Annotated in this window: 12 protein-coding genes; 7 read left to right on the top strand and 5 right to left on the bottom strand. The window is 53.0% G+C overall.

The window, feature by feature from the left end:
• Nucleotides 1–93 precede the first annotated feature (93 nt).
• Nucleotides 94–429: a DUF2007 domain-containing protein gene (locus tag P9L94_04655; protein MDP8243350.1), complete on the top strand. Its 336-nt coding sequence runs from the start codon at nt 94–96 to the stop codon at nt 427–429.
• Nucleotides 430–433: 4 nt separating this feature from the next.
• On the opposite strand, the gene P9L94_04650 is transcribed toward P9L94_04655, so the two are convergent.
• From P9L94_04650 to P9L94_04640, 3 genes are all read right to left on the bottom strand, one after another.
• Nucleotides 434–2458, bottom strand: coding sequence for a glycoside hydrolase family 97 protein (locus P9L94_04650; protein MDP8243349.1), 2025 nt, complete (start codon nt 2456–2458; stop codon nt 434–436).
• Nucleotides 2459–2602: 144 nt separating this feature from the next.
• Nucleotides 2603–5185, bottom strand: coding sequence for a hypothetical protein (locus P9L94_04645; GenBank protein MDP8243348.1), 2583 nt, complete (start codon nt 5183–5185; stop codon nt 2603–2605).
• A gap of 338 nt (nt 5186–5523) precedes the next feature.
• The gene (locus P9L94_04640) at nt 5524–7002 is read right to left on the bottom strand and encodes a sulfatase-like hydrolase/transferase (protein MDP8243347.1); all 1479 of its coding nucleotides are present in this window, start codon (nt 7000–7002) and stop codon (nt 5524–5526) included.
• A 133-nt stretch (nt 7003–7135) separates the two neighbouring features.
• Between P9L94_04640 and P9L94_04635 the strand changes: the two genes are divergently transcribed.
• Together P9L94_04635 and P9L94_04630 are read left to right on the top strand one after the other, a co-directional pair.
• On the top strand, nt 7136–9712 hold the full coding sequence (locus P9L94_04635) for a hypothetical protein (protein MDP8243346.1): 2577 nt from the start codon (nt 7136–7138) through the stop codon (nt 9710–9712).
• An 18-nt stretch (nt 9713–9730) separates the two neighbouring features.
• Nucleotides 9731–11020, top strand: a complete 1290-nt coding sequence (locus P9L94_04630; GenBank protein ID MDP8243345.1) for a tetratricopeptide repeat protein — start codon at nt 9731–9733, stop codon at nt 11018–11020.
• A 145-nt stretch (nt 11021–11165) separates the two neighbouring features.
• On the opposite strand, the gene P9L94_04625 is transcribed toward P9L94_04630, so the two are convergent.
• Together P9L94_04625 and P9L94_04620 are read right to left on the bottom strand one after the other, a co-directional pair.
• Complete coding sequence (locus tag P9L94_04625) at nt 11166–12854, bottom strand: CRTAC1 family protein (protein MDP8243344.1); 1689 nt, start codon at nt 12852–12854, stop codon at nt 11166–11168.
• Between the two features lie 289 nt (nt 12855–13143).
• Nucleotides 13144–14304, bottom strand: a complete 1161-nt coding sequence (locus P9L94_04620; protein MDP8243343.1) for a hypothetical protein — start codon at nt 14302–14304, stop codon at nt 13144–13146.
• Nucleotides 14305–14401: 97 nt separating this feature from the next.
• On the opposite strand from P9L94_04620, the gene P9L94_04615 reads away from it, so the two are divergent.
• The 4 genes from P9L94_04615 to P9L94_04600 form a co-directional block, all read left to right on the top strand.
• Complete coding sequence (locus tag P9L94_04615) at nt 14402–16507, top strand: serine hydrolase (GenBank protein MDP8243342.1); 2106 nt, start codon at nt 14402–14404, stop codon at nt 16505–16507.
• 625 nt (nt 16508–17132) lie between these two features.
• Nucleotides 17133–18692, top strand: coding sequence for a DUF1800 domain-containing protein (locus P9L94_04610; GenBank protein MDP8243341.1), 1560 nt, complete (start codon nt 17133–17135; stop codon nt 18690–18692).
• A gap of 9 nt (nt 18693–18701) precedes the next feature.
• Nucleotides 18702–20030, top strand: coding sequence for a DUF1501 domain-containing protein (locus P9L94_04605; GenBank protein ID MDP8243340.1), 1329 nt, complete (start codon nt 18702–18704; stop codon nt 20028–20030).
• A 26-nt stretch (nt 20031–20056) separates the two neighbouring features.
• A partial coding sequence (locus tag P9L94_04600; GenBank protein MDP8243339.1) for a DNRLRE domain-containing protein occupies nt 20057–21326 on the top strand: 1270 nt, incomplete at its 3' end.

Here is a 21326-nt window from a genome sequence, read left to right as displayed (position 1 = left end):
ATTATGAATTTGAAGTATCACAGTTGAAAATAAAGAAAACAGTTGTTGAGCAATCGCTTTCTTGTTACGCTATGGCTGTAAAGGGGGATGAAGATGAAAAACTTCTTGAAAACTTTTTTAACTTTTTTTACGTTCTCTGGCGCGCTTCATCCCGTCTCATCTGAAGCAATCAACTCGGATGCAGAAGCGCAAGCCGAATCCAGTGACGACATCGTTGAGGTCGCCCGCTATACCATGCTGCAAGACGCTGATTTTGCCCGTATGACGCTGCAGTCTGAGGGCATCGAAGCCGTCATCATGGATGACGCCGTTAGCGCTTGGGCCCCGCATTATACCTTTGCGTCGGGCATTCGCCTGTTTGTTCAAAACGCAGACGCCGCCCGCGCGGTTCGAGTACTCAAAGCGCCGGGCGCCGCGATTCAATCTTGACCTTCTAACGCATCGGAGTATTGGCGTGTTGAGTGATGCGAATCGCCAAACCGCCGCCGGGCGCCATCTGGATTTTCAAAACTGAATCTTGATTGACCTGCTTCGACTCCCGCACAAAATCGGCCCCGTTACGATGCGCATTGGCGCCGTCGCGATAGATATCGGCGGTATATTTGCCCTTGCCTAAAAATGAGAGGTCGAGTTGAACATCCTGCGATTCATTGCCTGCTAGCCCGCCGACATACCATTCGTCTCCACTGCGACGCGCCAGTAGCGCCAATTCTCCGATACGGCCTTCCAGCGCGACGGTTTCATCCCACACCGTCGGTACGGCGGAGAGGAAATCCATTGTGTCATCATCATTGCGGTAGGCGGTCAGCGAGCCGCTGATCATTTGCAGCGGGCTGAAATAGACGACGTACATCGCCAGTTGGGCGCAGCGCGTCCCGATGCTGACCGGGAAGTTGAAGCTCTTCTGGTAATCCGCCAACGGAACATTGCGCATGGCGCCGGGGGTGTAATCCAGCGGCCCCGCCAACATGCGGGTGAATGGAACGGTTGTGTTATGTTCAGGCGTGGCAGAGTCGTCGCTGAGTTTGCTGTATTCCATGGCGCGCACGGCCTCGCGTGTGAGCACATTTGGATACGTTCGCCGCAATCCGGTAGGCTTGGTGACGCCGTGATAATCAAGCGTCAGGCGGCTTTCGGCGCACTGCTTGGCGATTTGTTCGATGCGGTCAATCATTTGCTGGTCGTCGCGGTCGAAGAAATCGACCTTGAGGCCTTTGACGCCCCAGCGTTTGAACAACTGGATCGCGTCGTCCCACTGGTTGTCGAGTACGTCGGTCATACACCACAAAATGACGCCGACGCCGCGTTGTTGCGCATGGGACATCAGTGCGTCCATATCTAATGCATCGGCGAGGTCGGTGACGTCGTTGTTTTCATACCAGCCTTCGTCGATGAGGATGTATTCCATGCCGTAATCCGCCGCGAAATCAATGTAGTATTTATAACTTTCCGTGTTGAACCCGGCTTCAAAATCGACGCCGATGATGTTGAGGTTACACCACCATTCCCAGGCGGCCTTGCCGGGTTTGACCCACGAATAGTCGCTGCCTGCTTGGGGAGCGCGGCTGAGACGAAACACTAAATCATTTTCTAAAAGTTTGGATGGAGTTTCTGCGGTTATAAACACCCGCCAGGGCAGGGCGCGGTCGAGTTTCGTTTTGGCGATGTACTTCGCCCGCTTGGTCGGGATGGTGATTCTGTTGCGGTGGCCGCCGTATTTAAATTCTATCGGATAAGCCGGAAAGCGCCCTTCGAGCGTTGTTTTGTTTCTCTTGTCGCGGGTGATGTGCATAGAAGGGTATGAATAGATATCTGCTTCGGTCACGCCGATGGTCGCTTTCGGCCCGGCGTCGATTACGATGGGCATGACGCTAATCTTGCCCGGTTTCCATTCAGAAACGGGATGCTTTTCATAATAGGCTTCGTAATTGGTGATCCAGTTTTGGCTGACGGCGTAAGATGCGTAGATAGAAAAATCTTGAGCCAATTGAATCGAAAACTCTTCATCGAATACTTTGTCTTTACCGGGCAGGCTGGTTACGATTCGATAGGCCCAGCCGTCGTTGTACGCCCGCGCTTCAACAGCGTACCCGCCTTCAAATTGCATGGTGAGGAGGTTGTATTCATCTTGAATATTTGAATTGATGTTCAATGGTGAAGTAATGGTTTCTTTTTTATTTTGTAATTTTGCATTCAAAAATTTTGGCTTGGCGCCTAATACAACGCCGTCGTTAATCGTCAATGAAATCGGTGAAGGCTTAGTGATGGATTGACCATTAAATTCAAACGCATAATGGAGTTTGTCAGTCAAAGTGAAATGGACAACAAGACGTCCATCGGGGGATTCTAATGGTTGTACCTCTTCGACTGCATTCGACTGAAAGGCCACTCCAGCCAGCATTATAATAATAGCGAATGTCATGGGAAAAACGGAATTGCGTTTGAGTATTGAAACCATGATGTCCCCCCTGCAAAAAAGTGTTCGTACTGAGCATATTAAAGTAACACATTTCAATTTTCTCTGTAAGAACGATATTCACGAATAGAAAAAGGGCGGTGGTTGCCCACCGCCCCATTGTTTCGATATGAAACGTAGTACGTCTTAGTAAAGCATCCAGCCTTTAACCGCGACTGTCGAACCCTCAAGTTGTGGGTTTTTGAAGATGCCCTGTGAAAGCGAGCCGTCTTCGTGGGATGTGACCGCAACACCGACGTACATCGGATCGGTCATCGCAATCTCGTGATCCTGCAAGTAGATGCGTTCGCCGCTGGCGTCAAGATATTCCAGCGTGAAGAAGTCATCTTCGCGCGCCATGACGATCGTACCGCCTAAGGTCACGTCTTCCAGATTGGGACGGTTAATGCCGTCTGCTGCCGGGTCCCAATTCAGGTTCCATTCGCCCGGAGGTGTGGTTGCGTCGGTCCAGGCTGCGTCGCCGCCTGCCGCATCGCGCCATTGTTGCATATAAGTCTGGTCTGATACGCGAAGAGTATTGATGACGTACGCAGAACCTGCGGACAGGTCTTGGCGGGCCATGATACCCATTTTTTGCCAATCATTGCTGCTGGGGGTCGAGCCAAACGGACCGATGTATGGATCATCGACGGAGAAGATAAAGTCGCCTTCCACGCGAGTCCACAAGAAGTGCATTTGGTCGGCTGTTCCCCAGATGTCAGCGCCGCTGCCGACGACCGTCCAGGTTTCACCGTCAAACAAGACGTTGCCTGCTGCTGCCGGGCCGCCAACGTCTTCATTGCCTTGGAAGATGCCGAGGTCGCTCAGTGTTTGAATCAGTACCGTTGATGAGCCAGTGCTGCCAGAGTAGCCAGAGCCGTTGTCAAACGAACCGCTGAAGTCGACGAAACCACCTGCTACATCGGCTGGGACTTCTAACGTGATGGTGAGTGTGGCTTCTTCTGATGCGCCTGTAAGTGACCAGGTTACATTTCCGCTGCCGTCATCTGTCGCTTCACCCGCGCTTGCGTTCACTGAAGAAACATTAATGCCCGCCGGATAGGATTCTGAAACCGTGACATTCGGGCTTTGGCCTTCACTCGGGTCAATGCGAACCACGATGTCAAAGAATGCGCCCGGGTTTAATTCCGTGGCGGCAAAATTCTTATAAACCGCAAATGGCAATGCTGTGATGGTTACGTTCTCGAATTCACCAACGGCAAAGTTGGGGTTTTCATGCGACGTAACTGCGAGGCCCAAATTCACTGGGTCTGACATTGCAATTTTAACATTTGCGTCCAATACCCATTCATTGGTTTCTGGATCAAAGAAATAAGTCTCGAAGTTATCGCCGGTGCGGACCAAACGGGCGTCGCCAGCTTGGTTGGCTTTGAGGCCTGTACCGGTTGAACTGCTATCGGTTGTGGAGCGCATTTCCGTTTCGAATTGCAAGTCGAGACCGCGCACCATTGAGAAGATGTGCTTGGAACCAGCCGTCAATTCGTCGCGCACCATGAAGCCAAATTTCGACCAGTCGCTTGCGCCGGTATCATTAAAGCCGATCAGGTTGCCTTCGATCATGAAAGCGCCTGACATTTTTTTGTAGACGTAATGGAATTGATCCGCAGTGCCCCAAATATCAGCGCCGCTGCCTGTGACGGTGTATGTGCCATCAGCAAATTGCGCGCTACCCGCTGCTTCGACAGCGCCGATATCGAGATGGTGTTCAAATTCGCCAACGGGTTCTGGCGCAGTGATTGTGGTGTCGCCCTCGGTCGGATAATCTGATGTCGAACCGGAGAACACCGCATCGGTGGTCAATCCTGATGCAGACGTAGCGACGTAAGTCACCGTCTTGGCTGCAGGCAGGTCCCAGGTGATGGTTCCGCCGCTGAGCGTACCGCCATCTGAAATATCGCTGACTTCCCAACCAGAAGGAGGCGTTTCTGTAACGGTAACGCTGCCTGATCCACCAACGAGAAGGGAAATGGTGCGTGAATCAACGCCGACAAATACCGGCTCGCCTGGAATGGAACGTAACGCTACGGATGCGATGCTTTCGCTTAACACAACATCAGACGCTTCCGCTTCAGCAAGCACTTCGTCATCATTGTGGTTTGTGATGGCTAAGCCGTACGCAACCGTTTCGCCCATTTCGAGTTCGCGGACATGGCCCAGGTTCCATTCGGTTCCGTCGGTAGACCATTCAGAGAAGAACACGTTATTTGACGCTGAGCGGGAAAGGCGTAAATAGACGCCATCGCCAAGTGAGTTGCCGTCGCCATCGGTAATTTGTGAATTGGATGTTCCTGCATCAGCTACCGGACGCCATTGGGTGTAACTTTGGTCGCCTGTTTGATCAACGCCAGCGCGAAGAACCGCATTAAAATGGACCGAACCGGGAGCCGCTGCTTCATTGCGGACCATGGGGCCGACTTTCGCCCATTCGCTGCCGCCTGGAGAAATCCAGTTTAATTTCGCGCTGATGCTGTTGCTTCCCGATTTTTCGGTATAGATGAAGTAGGCTTCGTCTTCTGGTTCCCAAATATCTCTACCATTGCCTTTGAGGTTATAAACGCCGCCGGATTCGCTGGCTGAGCCTGCGACTTTAAAGTTTCCAATTTGAGGCCAGTCTGCACTTTGGTCAAAAATGCCCTGTGAAAAAGCGGGCGTAGAAACGAATGCTGCAATTGCAAGCACACAGATAGTGCGTATGAATCTTGAGTTCATAAAAACCTCCCTGAGGTATGTGACAGATTTTAGATATTAATTGGAGCAATCAATAAAAAGTGGGTTGCAAAATATAATTGAGATAAGAGAAAAATGGATTAAATAAAAAATCCCACAGAATTGCTCCTCCCCGAAACAATTAACTGCTTAAGACGACGTTTAGATCCATTACTTGAACGACCACCTCCCCTCAGAGTAAACAACATAGTCAATTGGGTGACTATTAAAATAAATAGAAATCTAATGCTCAAGAATTTATTCTCGCATGTATTTTTGTATTATTCAAGCGGATGTTAGGCGTTTCGTAAGATTTGCGAGCGCTGCGGCGCCTTTTTTGTTTATTTGAGTAGATATCGTTGTGGTTGTAACTTTTTGTTTAGGTGGTCGAGTGTGGGAAAAGGAAATTCGGGAGAGGGCGTTCTTGCCGATTCCATCAGGTCTTCCATTTTTTTGACAACATTGGGATAAACGCTTGCCAAATTGGTCGTTTCGCCGATGTCGTTGGCAAGATTATATAATTGTGTAGATTGGTCGCCGTTTTTGCGCATCAGGTTTTGCCGCACGGTTTTCCAGTCGCCCATACGCAAGGCTTGCTGGCCGCCATAGGCGGGGAACTCCCAATAGAGGGATTCGTGTTGTGGTTGAATTCCATCTTCGAACAAAGCCGGGGCGATGCTGATTCCATCTATATCGTCGGGAGTTTCACTGTTCGTCACGTCGGCAATAGTGGGTAGGATGTCCCAAAACGCGCCGAGGTGGTTGGAGACGCTGCCGGGTTTGATCTTGCCTGTCCAGCGGGCGATGGTGGGGACGCGGATTCCACCCTCATAAAGAGAGCCTTTGTAAGCGCGCAGGGGTTTGTTGCTTTCAAAAAACTCCACATCGGGCCCTTTAAGATAGGTCGCGCCATTATCGCTGGAAAAGATTATGAGCGTGTTTTCGTCGAGACCGTGTTTTTCGACCCGCGACAGGATGCGTCCAATATCGCGGTCCATGCGGGTAATCATGGCGGCGTAACAGGCGCGCGGGGTTTCATGGGGCAGGTAGCCTCCGCCTTTGCCGTCATAAGGCGGGTCGTCCCACTGGCCTTTGTACTGCGCGATCGAATCTTCCGGCGCTTGCAAGGCCAGGTGAGGCACGGGCGTCGGGTAATACAAAAAGAACGGCGCCTTCTTGTTATCGTCAATAAAGTTAAGCGCTTCGTCCAACATCAGGTCGGGGGCGAAATGTTCTCCTGTGAGTGTTCGGTCGTTGCCGGGCAGGGGCACGCGCTCTGCGTTTCGGTAGAGATATTCTGGATAATAATTGTGAGCGTTGCGTTGGCAGTTATACCCGAAAAACAAGTCGAAGCCTTGTTTCGCCGGGTCGCCGCTTGAGCCGGGAGGCCCCAGCCCCCATTTGCCGATAGCGGCTGTGGCATAACCTTGTTGTTTCAGCATTTTGGCGATGGTGAAAGTGTCGGCTGGAATGGGGAACTGCCCCTCGGGCTTGGCTTCTTTATTATTGCGAATGTAGGAATGCCCGGTGTGTTTGCCCGTCATCAAGACGCAACGGCTGGGCGCACAGACTGCTTGTCCGCAATAAAACTGGGTGAAGCGCATCCCGTCCGCCGCTAGTTTATCGAGGTTGGGCGTTTGGATTTTTGTTTGCCCGAAGCAGCCGAGTTCGTTATAACCGAGGTCATCTGCGACAATTAATATAATGTTGGGGTTGGATTGGGCGGAACCGCTTCTGCTCTCCATGTGCGCACATGCGCCCAAGCCCGCCGTTGTTGCGGCGGTGGTTTGAAGAAAACGGCGGCGGTTCATCTGAGACATCAAGCCCTCTATTGTTTGCGCGGTTCTATTCTATGAACAAAATATAATACGAAAAACACGATATGGATAGTCAAGCGATTGAGCGTTTTGTATAGTGAATGCTTACGGAATCATCATTTGAGGAGATTTTAACATGTTGTCGAATTCTCGTGGATTTTTTACCGCGCTTTTTTTGCTTTGCTTAACGCCTGCTCTAACGAACGCCGAACCTTTTAACGCTGCTTGGGCGGACGGCATTGAGCGTGTTTGGGCCGGGCCGGAATTTTGGGCGAACCGCTTGCAAGACTGGCAAGTCGCCAATGGCCGTCTCGAATGCGTTGCGGGAGGCCCCAATCGAAATGTGCATGTGTTGACGCGTGAACTCTCAGACCGAACCGAAGGTTTCACCATGAGCGTCAGGCTTGGCTACTTGGATGACAATCTGGCGGACGGCTGGGTGGGATTTTTGGTCGGCGCACAAACCCCCATCGGCGACTACCGCCGCCGCGCCGTGTTCGGGCGGGGGCTTCGAGTTGGAATCGCTTCAAACGGGCAACTGTGCATTGGCGACCATGAGGCCAGCGGCCCCGTCTCGCGCATCAATTTTGAAGATACGATTTTAGAGGTATCCGTTCAACCTTATAATCAAGATTATTCGGTCGCGATCACTGCGTTGAACCCAAAAACGGGGGAGAAGATTTCAACCTTTCGTCGAACTGGCGTGTTGGCGGAGCGCCTACACGCCAGTCTCGCGCTGGTGAATCATAAAAATCCCGCGACGAAAGAGAAAGCCAACCCGGGGGATGTGCGCTTCTGGTTTGACGACTGGACGATCAACGGCGCCAAGGTGGATGCGAACCCTGATCGCGCGTTTGGCCCGGTGCTCTTCACGCAATACACCCTTCATCGCGGCGTATTAAAAATGACCGCTCAAATGCCGCCCATCGGCGCGAACGACGCGCAGCCGGCGCGCTTGCAAACCAAGTCTGGCTCTGAATGGAACGAGATCGCTCAAGCGTTAATTGACCCGATGGCGCGTACCGCGACGTTTCGTATTGAAAACTGGGACGCTTCGAGCGACGTTCCCTATCGCGTCGCCTATTTCATGCGCTCGAACAAGGGTGAAGACAGAGATTTTTATTATGAAGGCGTGGTTCGCAAAGAACCGCTTGATCAAGATACGTTGGTCGTTGCGGGTTTCACCGGCAATAATGATTTTGGTTTTCCTAACGAAGAAATGATCGAATTTTTGCGCGTCCATAATCCTGACGTGCTGGCGTTTACCGGCGACCAGATATATGAAGGCGTGGCGGGCTATGGCGTACAGCGCAGCCCTCTCGATAAAGCGTCAATAGACTATTTGAGAAAATGGTATTTATTGGGATGGTCGTATGGCGAATTGATGAAAGACCGCCCCAGCGTTTGTCTGCCCGACGACCATGATGTGTATCACGGCAACATCTGGGGCATGGAAGGAAAAAAAGCCGTAGGCGTTGGCAAACCGGGGCAAGACAGCGGCGGATACACCATGCCCGCCGAGTGGGTGAGAATGGTGGAACGAACGCAAACCAGCCATCATCCCGACGCGTATGATCCGGCGCCCGTTCAACAAAATATCGGCGTTTATTACGGCGAGATGGATTACGGCGGCGTCAGTTTTGCCGTGATTGAAGACCGCAAGTTTAAATCGTCGCCGACTGTCATGCTTCCGCAAGCGCAAGTGACAAACGGTTGGGCGCAAAACAAAGACTTCGACGCTCCGACTCAGGGCGACGCGCCCGGCGCGGTGTTATTGGGCGACCGTCAACTTTCGTTTCTACGCGACTGGGCGGGGACATGGCGGCCCGGCGTAGAAATGAAATGCGTGATTTCTCAAACCATTTTCGCAAACGTCGCCACGCTGCCCGCAAGCGCCATGCAAGACAATGTCGTCCCCACGTTGCGTATCTTGCCGCCGGGCGAATATGCCGAGGGCGATAAGGCCGTCGCAGATATGGATTCAAACGGCTGGCCCCAAACCGGGCGCAACAAAGCGCTGCGCGAACTGCAACGCGGCTATGCTTTCCACCTCGCGGGCGATCAGCATTTGGGCAGCGTCATTCAATATGGGATTGATGATTGGAACGACGCGCCGTATGCGTTTTGCGTTCCCGCTGCGGCGAACGTGTTTCCCCGGCGTTGGTTCCCGCCGCAGACGGGCGGCAACCATAAACCGGGCGAGCCAAACTATACGGGCGATTACAAAGACGGCTTCGGTAACCGCATGACAGTCCATGCGGTTTCAAACCCGCATTACACGGGACGCGAACCGAAGATTCTCTATGACCGCGCCACCGGATACGGCATCGTAAAATTCAATAAGGCCGACCGTACGATCACCATGGAATGTTGGCCGCGCTATTCAAACCCGGCGGACGGAAACCAGGGGCAATATCCCGGCTGGCCGATTACGGTACACCAGTTTGATCAATACGGGCGAAAGGCCTGGGGCCATCTTCCGACCTTCGATGTGAAGGGAATGCGCGACCCGGTGTTTCGCGTATTGAATGAATCGAATGGAGAACTGGTCTACGCGATTCGCATCAAAGGGGCGTCGTTCCGGCCTAAAATTTTCACAGAAGGCTCATACACCGTTGAAATTGGCGAACCGGAAATGGGCAAGACGCAACGGTTTGAACATTTGAACGCGATCAAGCCAAACCAAGACAAAACCATACCTGTTGAATTCTAGTTTGACGAGTGAGTGAATATGTTATTTTTTGCGAATGACCTGAAAATGAAGTGCATCTTTGCATCGCTGATTTTTATGACGATTGCCGTCTCTGGGTTCGCCGAATCCGTCACGCCCGCCACCGTGTTGGATTACACGCTGAAGCAGATTGATGGAGTTGCGGGTGACAGCGATAGTAGTGCGTATGAGTATGCCCGGGGCATGGCGTATTTTCGCGCTGTGCACTATGAGGATTCGTTGCAGGCGTTTCAACGGGCATTCGAGATGGACCCCCGAAACTCATTGTTCTTGGGGATGATCGCTAACTGCTACTTTCATTTGCACCAATACGAAGACGCCGTTGAATGGTATCGCAAGACGGTGTTGGAGAGTCCAGCATACCCCAAAGGTTTTTTGCGTTTGGGGCTAAGTTTGGAACGCCTGAACCGGCCTGATGAAGCATTGCAAGTTTTTCAAACGGGTATAAAAGAAACGCCGGGCGAGTTTTCGAGTTTGTATTACGCCGCGAGAATTTTGTTCGACCAGAACAAACTCGACGAATCATTGCAATGGGTCCAAACCTTACGTTCAAAGAGCGATGAATATACCGAGCCAATTTATTTGCAAGCGCAGATTGCGCGAAAACAGGGCGACATGGAAGCCGCCAAAGCCCTGATGGTGGAGTTCCAGGAGAAGCGCAAGCAAGAACACACCGCTTTTGATGAAGCGCCGCGAATGAGCGACGACGTTTCTGCGCGCCGCGCCGCAGTGACGACCCATTTTGATCTGGCGCAGATTTTATTTGAACTGGATAAAGATAAAGACGCCATCGCCCAATTGGACGCCGCAATTGCGCTGGCTCCCAATGATATAGATGCGCGCTTGACGGCAGTGAATCTAGCGATGGAGCGTAAAGAAAACCGCTTTGTCGAAACACAATTACGCTGGCTGACGAAAACAAAGCCCAACAACGGCGAATACGCATTTCGGCTTGGAGTGTTACTCGGTCTGCAAAAACGCTATGACGAGGCGGAACCGTTTCTGCAACGCGCTGTCAGTTTGACGCCGGACAATGTGAACGCATTGCGAGGGTTGGTTGATTGTCTGGTGAATTTGCGTCGCGACCCCAAGATTGCTTTGTCGCTCTCTCAGGATGCGGTGGAATTAGACCCGTCTGCGATTTCGTATGATCTACTGAGCCGCCTCTTTTACATAAACGGGCGCATCAACGAAAGCATCGACGCCATGCAGAACGCCGTCAGGTTAGAGCCCAACAATCCGGTCTATAAAAAACGCTATCAGGCGTTGCTCTCGCGGCGAAAGCAATAGATATCTCACAGAAATATTCTCAATCTGTTCGCGCAAAAGGTTTACCAGCGCGGGTACATCTCTGCTCGCTTCGGTGCGGGCTTTCATGCCCTTTTGCACAGGCGCTCACAGAGTTGCACCCGCGCTGGAATCATTACCCGCTGTTTTATTGAATTGACTTGATCCCGCCGTTTTCTTTGATGAGATAGAAGCGTTTTGATGGAACGTTTTTGTGTGTCTGCTCGGCGCCGCTGGGCCAGGTGATTGTGATCTCATCAATACTTTTTTCTTTGCCCAAGCCAAAATGCAGTCGGTTATCGTAATGGCTTTGATAACTACTGCCCGCCCGCACTTCTTTCAGTTGTTCATGATCGCCCACGCGCACAGTGACGCGGGCGCCGATGGCGTCGCGGTTGCTGTCGCTGCCCTGTAGTTTCAAGGTGATCCATTCATTGCCGTTATTGCGGACGTTCTCTAACACCAACGCGTGGTCGCGTGAATTATTGGTGACGAGGTCGAGGTCGCCGTCGTTGTCGAGGTCGGCGTACACGCCGCCGCGGGTCGAGAGTGGAACCTGAAAGCCCGGCCCGGCGGATTGGCTGACGTCGGTGAATGCGCCTTTATTATTTTGAAATAACTGGTCGCGGCTTTTGTAATGCACCGCAGGTTCGAGGTCTTCTATATTCACTTGCAAGTGGCCGTGGGCGATGTAGAGATCATTGTCGGCGTCGTTGTCGTAATCAAAAAACAGCGCCGCCCAACTGACGTTTTCCATACTGCCTTCGAGAATGCCCGCCGGGATGGTGACGTCTTGGAATGCGCCGTCGCGGGTGTTGCGGTATAGCGTGTTGGATTGTCGCTGGTAACTGGTGACGATGACATCCTGCCAGCCGTCGCCGTCAAAATCGCCCCAATCGCAGCCCATGCTGCCTTGTTCGCGCCCGTGTTGATCGTAAGCGACACCGGTGAACATGCCCATTTCTTCAAACACGCCTTCGCCGTTGTTGGTCCACAAAAAATTGGCGGACACGTCGTTCGCAATATAGATGTCGGTATCGCCGTCATTGTCGTAGTCGGCGGCGGCGACGCCCATGCCCCGGCCTTCAAAATTTTCGATGCCTGACTCTTTGCTGACGTTGCGGAACGCGCCGTCGCCGTTGTTGAAATACATGCTGGAGAGTTGAGGCGGATAGACGTTTTCAAATGTGCTGGGGTCGCAATAGAGCCGGACGCCGAGGCGGGTGCAGGTTTCTTCTTTGTCGGTGGGGCAGTGGACGTAATTCGCAACAAACAAGTCGAGCCAGCCGTCATGGTTGAAGTCGGCGAACACGCTGCCGGCGCCGGCGCGCGGATCGTTCACGCCTGCTTGTTGGGTTACATTGGAGAACGTGCCGTCGCCGTTGTTGCGTAAGAGAGCGTCGTCGCCGAAGTTGGAGACGAAGATATCCTGATCGCCGTCGTTGTCATAATCAGCCATCACGCAACCCATGCCGTAGCCGGAGTCGCCCGCGCCCGATTCTTCGGTCACGTCGGTGAACTTTAGGTTGCCGTCATTGCGGTAGAGGCGGTTGACCGGCGGCGACTCAAATTCGCGTCCCGGTAAAGCGGCGCCGTTGACGAAGTAGAGGTCGATGTCGCCGTCGTTGTCATAGTCGAAGGCGCCGAGGCCTGCGGTGACGGTTTCGATGAGAAAGTAGCGCTCGCTGGCGCCGTCGGTGTGGACGAAGTCGACGCCGGATTGTTCGGTGACATCATAGAACCCGTCGGCGCGGTCATCGCCGTGAACGGCGAACGCTGAGATAAGAATGAGTGATGCTATTAAATTAATGACCGGTATGTTGCGGAATGAATACATGGTTGCCCCAAAAAAAATAAAGTTCAAAACGAAACAAAAGTATGTTTGACCGATAGAATTAAAGCGCAGATTTATATTGCATGTAACAGGGATTTTTAACATAGACAATTGCTTATCACGGGTGCGGGTGCATCTCTTCTCGCTTCGGTGCGGGCTTTCAGGCCCTGTTGCGCAGGCGCTCACAGAGACGCACCCGCACCGGTTTTGGTTTGTAGCGTTTAAGTCAGTGTCATCGTGAGCGCAGCAAAATGATTTCGCCTACGGCATTTAGATGCAAAGATATTTGATCTTATTTCATCGCTGCCAGTTGCGTCTCGAAATAGGCTTTTAATGCGTGTGATGGATCGACGTTTAACTGCTTGCCGAGGTGGTTGAGCGCGTATTGCAAAGTTTCGCCTTGTCCATTACGCGCCAGCCAGGCGAGGTCGTTTAGCCCTTCGCCTTCTGCGAGCGTCTTCTCAAATTCGGCGCGGGCGTCTTTGTCGCCTAATGCGACCAGTGCGCGAACTGTGTATTGAATGGAGGCAGGCGCCGCACCGGTTTGCTGATAGACGTCGAGAGTTTTCTTTAGCGCTGGAACGGCGGAACGGGCGTTCAATCGCGCCAGTGCATTCGCCAAATAGCGCCCCGAATAAGCGTAAAACGTGTGTTCCATCTTTTCGAGTTTCAACGGTTGGTCTTGTGCGCCGACCAGTTGGGCTGTGAGCATCTGTTGAAATGCTTCGCGACTGCCCAAATGTTTTTGAATGATCGCGCCATAGTCTGCTGTATCGGCCCAGCGTTCATAGAGCGGGCCTAAGACCAGCGCGGCGTGGCTGGGTTCATGAAAGGCCGTGCCGGGGCGCGGGGGCTGGGTGACCATTTGCTTGAGCAACGGAGCCGCCAGTTCGAGCGCTTGGGCGGTTTCTTGGGGCGAATCAAGCGGGCCCACCGACAACGGCTTACACACCAGATCAAATAGGTGAATATAGGTCGGATACCGGGACGCTTTTTCTTCGAGCGATAGCGACGCCCACTGCTCGCGGTATTTGATGATCTCTTTTGGTGAAACATCATGATTGAAGAACCCATAGACATACGATAAACGGTCGAGCCGAACGCTGCGGTCGATCTCTTCGATGGTGATGTGTTTTTCGAGCGCGTCGTCAATCATTTGTATTGTCTTGCGTTCCAAGGTCGGCATGACCCGGCGGTCGCAGAGTAAGAGCAGCGCTTCTTGAATCGGGCGCATCTGTTCATGCACGGTTTCGGTTTTCGCATTGAGGATCATGGTTGCGAGTTCTTGCGCGCGTTGATTGCGAACTTGTGGGTCGATGCGCGCTTCCAGTCCAAGCCGCATGATGGTTTTTTCATTCAATGATTGATTTTCTTGCACGGTTTGCGCTCCACCCAAAGAGGTCAATACCATCAGCATGATTAGCGTTAATGAGAGTTTGAATGTGAATTTCATTTTAGACCGTTTCCTTCATTCAGATTTGTCATAGAAAGACCTGAGCCTCTCCTGTATTGTGTTGGGTGAAGGTCATTCTATCGTGAGGATCCAAGCCATGTTGCGAAATTCGCTTCAAACCATTCTCGCAGTCGTCACTCTATCATGTGTGAGTATAGCGCTGGTTGCAGCGCAAGAAAAAAAAGCCGTGTTTGATTGGATGCCCGCGCTGCCGGAAGCGCAAGGGTTTACGCAGCAGGGCGTCGAGCGCCTAGTTGAGACCCTGCGTGAGCGCGATACCAAATGCTTATTAATTGTTCGCAATGATAAGGTGGTATGCGAATGGTATGCGCCGGACTTCGGGCCGCATAAAAAACACTATAGCGCTTCGTTGGCCAAAGCCCTGGTCGGGGGCATGTCGCTGCTGTTGGCGCTGAATGACGGATTGATCGGGGTGGATGATCCCGCTGAAAAATACATCACCCAATGGCAGGGCGATTCTACCCGCGAGGGAGTTACGATTCGCCATCTAGCGACACACTCGTCCGGCGTTGCCGATGCGCATAACGACAGCCTGGGGCATTTTGATATCGGCGGTTGGAAGACGCGCTTTTGGCAACGCGAGCCCGACCCGTTCACCATTTCACGCGACTGGGCGCCGATGTCGTTTAAGCCGGGAACCGGGTATGAATATAGCAACCCCGGCATGGCGTTGTTGTCGTATTGCATCACCGCCGCGTTGCAAGGCGGCGAACATCAAGATGTGCGTACGCTGCTGCGTGAGCGCATCATGCGCCCGATTGGCGTTGAAGACGACGATTGGTCAATCGGCTACGGCAAGACCTATTCGGTTGACGGCATGGACATGGTCGCCAACTGGGGCGGCGGGGCATTCACCGCGCGCGCGGTCGCCCGCATCGGCCGCCTGATGTTGCGGCGCGGCGATTGGGACGGACGCCGTCTGTTTGACGCCAAGTGGGGTCGGCTCGTGACCTCCGACGCGGGGACGCCGGAACCCTATCGCGGCCCGGGCGAAGGCCCGACGCCAAGAGCGGGGCTGGCTTGGTGGGTCAATTCGGATGGCGTACTCAAGCAGTTACCCAAAGACGCGTTTATGGGAGCGGGAGCAGGCAACCAGATTTTGATTGTCATACCCAGCATGAATATGGTCGTGGTTCGAATGGGCGGGCAGATGCAACCGGACAGTTTCTGGGGCGGGATTGAGTCGTGCCTCGTTAATCCACTGATGGACGCCGCGTCGAAAACCTCTTTAGCGCCGTATCCACCCAGCCCTGTAATCAAAGACATCGAATGGGCGCCAATGGATTCAATCACCCGCAAGGCGCCGGGCGGCGACAACTGGCCGATCACATGGGCCGACGACGGCGCGTTATATACCGCCTACGGTGATGGATTTGGATTCGAACCGTTTGTCGAGAAAAAACTCAGCCTGGGGTTGGTCAAAGTGTCTGGAACTCCGGGTGCGTTTCGGGGAGAAAACCTGCGCTCATCTGATATCGAACAAATTGGCGACGGCGCCAAGGGCAAAAAAGCCAGCGGTCTGTTGATGATCGACGGCGTTTTGTATCTGCTCGCGCGTAACGCTGATAATGCGCAGCTGGCGTGGTCAGAGGACTACGGCAAAACCTGGCAGTGGGCGCCTTGGACATTTGAAACCAGTTTCGGTTGTCCGACGTTTGTTCAATTTGGCAAGAATTACGCCAAGGCGCGAGACGAGTATGTCTATCTGGTTTCCCAAGATTCTGATAGCGCCTATGAAACTTCTGACCGTATGGTGATGGCTCGAGTTCATCAAGCGAATATCAAAGACCGCAAGGCGTATGAATTCTTTCAAGGTTTGGATGACGCCGGTGCGCCGCTTTGGACGAAGAATTTGAACCAACGCGGAGCGATGTTTGAGCACCCAGGTCGATGCTACCGCTCAGGTATTACTTACAACGCGGGCCTTAAACGCTATCTGTGGTGTCAGACGCTGCCCGGCGCCGCGCCCCGGTTTTCGGGCGGCTTTGGGATATACGACGCGCCCGAACCTTGGGGGCCGTGGACGACGGTTTATTTCACTGAACTGTGGGATGTAGGGCCTGGCGAGACCAGTTCGTTTCCACCCGCTTGGATGAGCAGCGATGGTCAAACCTGCCATTTGGTTTTTTCCGGCGACGATGCGTTTTCGGTACGAAAAGCGGTGATGCGCCTAAACAACTAACAACATTTGATTGTTCATCATTTCGTACGGCGCGGGTACAACTCTGCTTGCTTCAGTGCGGGCTATTACTTGTAACTTGGATGTAGGGGCGCAGCGCGCTGCGCCCGAATCCCCCCGGCGCCGTCGACGCCACCCCCCTTATAAAAAAGGAGGGGCTAAAAAAAACAAAGGCGGCTGGGTGGCGAGCCAAAGCTGAAGGCCAGTCCATAAGAGTTAGCCGTAGGGTATGTTCTTACCCAAACAGGTTTCGACGAGCTTACTGGATGTAGGGGCGCAGCGTGCTGCGCCCGAATCCCCCCGGCGCCTTCGACGCCACTCCCCTTAAAAAAAAGGAAGGCAGGTGGAAAACAAGTAGAGTTTACTGGATCTATGAGATGGGTTAGGAACTTTCATCATTTTTCGCCTGATTTAAAAATGGAGTTTTGTTAGTCAAGACAAGTTATATAAGGTAGTTATGAGATTGTTTTCAATATACTTGATGAATTTGAGTAGAATTGTGTGACAAAAAACCCGTATCTTACTATTGTTTGTAACGATAGAGGGTATAATTTGACTCGATCAATTCAAATGTAAGAAATAAGAATTGTCTATACCTTGCCCATGAGCAAGTTCGAGGTGCTTGGGAATGGTTTATATGGAGCGGTATGAAGGCCCCTGGGCCGAAGCGGAAGCGGCGCACCTCTGTCGCCGAACCGCATTTGGCGGGACGCCTGAAGAACACGCGGTTTTAGCGAACATGGGGATGCAACCCGCCGTATCAGCGCTGGTTGATTATGACCCCGACGACCGTTCGCTTGATGACCACATCCAATCGTTGCGCGACTTTGACGAGTTTCAGCGGATCAAAAATCCCGAAACGGACGCCGCGTTGCAGGGCTGGTGGATCTATCGGATGGTCCACACGCACCAGCCGTTGCAGGAAATCTTCACGCTGTTTCTTCATGACCACTTTGTTTCAGAGTGGAGCAAGGTTCGGGACGGCGTGTCGGGCGCTGTGAATGACGGCAATGACGGTTCGCTGCCGGAAGACCAGAACTGCACGTCGGGGACGTTGGCGCCGGACGAAGCGCGTCGCAACCGTATCACGGCGCGTTTGTTGCATTGTCAGAACGAGTTGCTGCGCCGCACGGGGCATGGCGCGTTTCGCGACCTGCTCCGGGCTGTGACGCGCGACCCGGCGATGCTGATTTATCTCGACAACAAAGATAATTTCAAAGGCCGCGCTCAAGAAAATTATGGCCGCGAGTTGATGGAACTGTTTTCGATGGGCATCGGCAATTACAGCGAAGATGATGTCCGGGAAGTTTCCAGAGCGTTAACGGGCGAAACCATTAAGACCGTCTGTGAACTCGATTACCCATACACGTATTTTTTCCATCCTGCGAAACACGACCGCGAGCCGAAGATCGTCTTCGGAACGATGTTCAATCATCGCGGACGCGGTGAAGACACCGAACAAGTGATTGATCTGGTCTTGACTCACGTCAGCCAGAGCGGAATCAGCCCCGCCCATGACCGCCTGCCTGCGACCTCGCTCTATATGGCTTGGAAGTTAATCACCTGGTTTGTGAATGAAGATATCGCTATCAGTCATCCCGCTGTTGAAGAACTGGCGGAGATTTTTTATTCCCAAACGCCGAATGGCTATAACTATGACGTGCGCGAGGCGTTGCGGGTATTGTTTGAATCGAAATTGTTTTACGACGCCGAACACCGCTTTCGCATGTACAAACACCCGGTCGATTACATGGTGACCGCGTTGCGCAGTTTAGGCGTTGAAGAACCGCGCTATACCACCACGGCGCGTTCTTACCTGGCGAATATGGGCATGGAGCTGTTCTCGCCGCCTTCCGTGAACGGTTGGATTCATGGCCGCGCCTGGATCAATTCCAGCAGCATCATCAATCGCTTTAACTATGCCGACCGCATCTCGCGGCGCAGCATTCTTAATCGCAAGAAAACCCAACTTTTGCTCGATCAAAATCATGCAAGAAACGAAGACGATCATGAAGGCGTGATCGAATATTTGCGGTCGCGTTTGTTGCAGCAGCCGCTGTCCGGCGAAGAGATGGACGTGCTCATTGAATTCGCCCAAGGCGTTCAAACTGGACGCGAGGCGTTTCGTCGCCGCGTGAATGGATTGGCGCATTTGATGATGGCCATGCCCAAGTATCAACAAAAATAGGAGCACGATATGCAGCTGACTCGACGCCAGATGCTAGCCAGCCTTTCGAGCATGGCTTATTATTCCGCCCTCTCGACTACGCCCACATGGATCGCCCATTCCGCCGAAGCGCTGTTTGGCGCTGAGGCCGACGCCGATGGGCGCATTCTCGTCATTCTGCAACACGGCGGCGGGATGGACGGATTGAATACGGTGATCCCGCGTACGGACGATATCTATTATGATGCGCAAACCCGGCCCAATATTCAGGTGCCGCGCGGGTCTGAAATTAATTTAGACGGGCTGAATGGGTTTCACCCTCAATTGTCGCGCTTGGCGGATTGGTACCAACAGGGCAACGTCGGCGTCATTCAAAACGTCGGCTATGAAAACCCCAACCAGTCTCATTTCACCTCGACTGACATCTATGAGTATGGGCAGAACCCGTTGGAGTTTCCGCTGGAAAAAGGCTGGGCGGCGCGGTTCTATGACAATCAGTGCGACGGCTGCGATTCGCACCCGTTGGATATGTTGATTGCGGGTAAAAGCAGCGTGCCCGATTCATTGGCGGGGGCGAATTTTTATGTGCCGCCCGCGATTTCGAACCCTTCAGATTATTCCATTCGAGCCAACGAAGACGCTGACCTTCGCTTGCAGGCCATCAACAAATTAAACCAACTGACGGCGTCTGACCCGCAGATTGACTTCTTACAGCGCAGCGCCAATGCGGTGCAGGCGTCCATTCAAGATATAGCCACTGCGTCGGCGCTGGCGGAGTTGGTTCCAGATGGATCCTATTCGGATGATTCATTTGGACGCGGCTTGCGTTTGACTTCGCAGATTATTCGCTCCGGTTTTCAGACGCGAATCTTTTACGTCAGCCAGGGCGGTTATGACACTCACTCCAATCAAGTTGCTGCGGCGAACCCGCTGGAGCAAGGCTCGCATCCCCGCTTGATGGGGCGGTTCGACCAATCGGTCGACGCCTTTCTCACAGAGATGCGCGAGTCAGGCAATTTAGACCGGGTGATGATTATGACATTCTCAGAATTTGGGCGCCGCGTATATGAAAACGGCAGCCTGGGCACCGACCACGGCGCCGCCAATTGTATGTTTCTGTTCGGCGGCGGCATTCAAGGCGGCGTTTACGGCGGACAGCCTGATTTGGAAGACGTGTCACGAGGCAACCTGAAATATAACGTTGATTTTCGCTCGGTATATGCGCAAGTTATCGAAAATTGGTTCGGTGCGGATGCGGCGCCGGTGTTCGGTCAATCGGCGTATGAAAACGCGATTCGCCCCGGCATGGCTGATGTGCCATTTATTGCGGAACCCGTCAATGCAGTCAGCGGACAATAACGATCAATCGGAAAGGGAACAAACCCATGAAACAATATGCTTATTTTGTTGTCGCACTTGTCATCTTTACCGTCCCCGCCTGGGCGCAAGAACGCACCCTCGAGTTCCAGAACGGGTTGAACGGCTACGAAGGAACCGACGACTCGTTCGTGATGTCAGGCAACCCGGACCGGAATACGAATTTTGAAAACAACCCCGACGGAAACCAATTTCAGATTGAATGGGATGGCAGCGATTCGGGCGGGCGCAACATCGCCTTGTTCAAATTTAACGGCCTCTTCGGCGATGGCCCCAACCAGGTGCCGCCCGGTGCGCAGATTGTGAAGGCGGAGCTGCAAACCGTCGTGACGAATTCGGGTTCGTCGAGCCAATCATCGACGCTTTCAAACTTGCTGATTGAATGGGATGAAGAGACGGTCACGTTTAACAACCTGTTTAATGGCGGCTTGGGCACGTTTGAAGACCCGCTTGTTGGGCAGCACGTCTCCGAACTCTCCGTACAACTGTTCCATGACCCCGCAGGCGTCGGGGATATTTGGAGCGGGGACATTACTGAACTCATACAAGAACTTTCAGACGGGCTGCCGAATAATGGCTTCGCGATTGTTCCTGCTGAAGACGCCAGCAACGGCTTCGGACACCTTTCGTCGGAAACGCCCATCTCAGAGCCCGTCACCCGCTTGACCGTTGAGGCGACCTCGGGAACCTACGTTTTTGAAAATGGCGTGAATGGGTATGAAGGCGTGAAAGACGTCTGGATCGGCAACAACGGCAATCGCTACTTTACAAATTACGGCGCCAGTCAGTCGATCCAACTGGAGCGCAATTCAGAAGACGATGTTGAATTGGGGCTGTTGCGGTTTGATAACATCATCGGCGCGGCTGACGGTCAAATCCCCGACGGGGGGACTGTGCTCTCTGCTCTGTTGACGTTGTGGGTGCAAGACGGCGGCGACGCGGTTGTGTATGTCGATGAGATTCTGCCGCATAATTCAGAAGTGTTGGGCGTAGAGATCGACACCTACTTTGATGAAGATTCGGTGACGTTTGAGACCTTTGTCGAAGACGGCGTGTATCCACAGTATGGCGTCGAAGTCGGTGAGGAGCCGGTCGCGGAATTCACCCCGGAAGCCTTTTCGGTGGTTGATATCGACGTGACCGCCAGCGTACAAAAATGGACGCTGGGCGAAGCCCCGAATTATGGCTGGCTGTTTGAAGCGACCAGCGGCGCCCCGGTGAACCTCAGCGCGGTCGAAGGCGGCGAAAGTTTTGGTCCGCCCAAACTAATCGTGACCT

The sequence above is a fragment of the Candidatus Hinthialibacter antarcticus genome (assembly GCA_030765645.1).
GTDB lineage: Bacteria > Hinthialibacterota > Hinthialibacteria > Hinthialibacterales > Hinthialibacteraceae > Hinthialibacter > Hinthialibacter antarcticus.
Note: the sequence above shows the minus strand (reverse complement) of the source record. Positions and strands in the feature narration are given on the sequence as shown.

Excerpts from the sequence above, each read along its gene's own strand:
- P9L94_04630 (MDP8243345.1), top strand. The coding sequence starts at position 9,731 with ATGTTATTTTTTGCGAATGACCTGAAAATGAAGTGCATCTTTGCATCG.
- P9L94_04620 (MDP8243343.1), bottom strand. The coding sequence starts at position 14,304 with ATGAAATTCACATTCAAACTCTCATTAACGCTAATCATGCTGATGGTA.
- P9L94_04635 (MDP8243346.1), top strand. The coding sequence starts at position 7,136 with ATGTTGTCGAATTCTCGTGGATTTTTTACCGCGCTTTTTTTGCTTTGC.
- P9L94_04640 (MDP8243347.1), bottom strand. The coding sequence starts at position 7,002 with ATGTCTCAGATGAACCGCCGCCGTTTTCTTCAAACCACCGCCGCAACA.
- P9L94_04655 (MDP8243350.1), top strand. The coding sequence starts at position 94 with ATGAAAAACTTCTTGAAAACTTTTTTAACTTTTTTTACGTTCTCTGGC.
- P9L94_04605 (MDP8243340.1), top strand. The coding sequence starts at position 18,702 with ATGCAGCTGACTCGACGCCAGATGCTAGCCAGCCTTTCGAGCATGGCT.
- P9L94_04610 (MDP8243341.1), top strand. The coding sequence starts at position 17,133 with ATGGTTTATATGGAGCGGTATGAAGGCCCCTGGGCCGAAGCGGAAGCG.
- P9L94_04615 (MDP8243342.1), top strand. The coding sequence starts at position 14,402 with ATGTTGCGAAATTCGCTTCAAACCATTCTCGCAGTCGTCACTCTATCA.
- P9L94_04645 (MDP8243348.1), bottom strand. The coding sequence starts at position 5,185 with ATGAACTCAAGATTCATACGCACTATCTGTGTGCTTGCAATTGCAGCA.
- P9L94_04650 (MDP8243349.1), bottom strand. The coding sequence starts at position 2,458 with ATGGTTTCAATACTCAAACGCAATTCCGTTTTTCCCATGACATTCGCT.
- P9L94_04625 (MDP8243344.1), bottom strand. The coding sequence starts at position 12,854 with ATGTATTCATTCCGCAACATACCGGTCATTAATTTAATAGCATCACTC.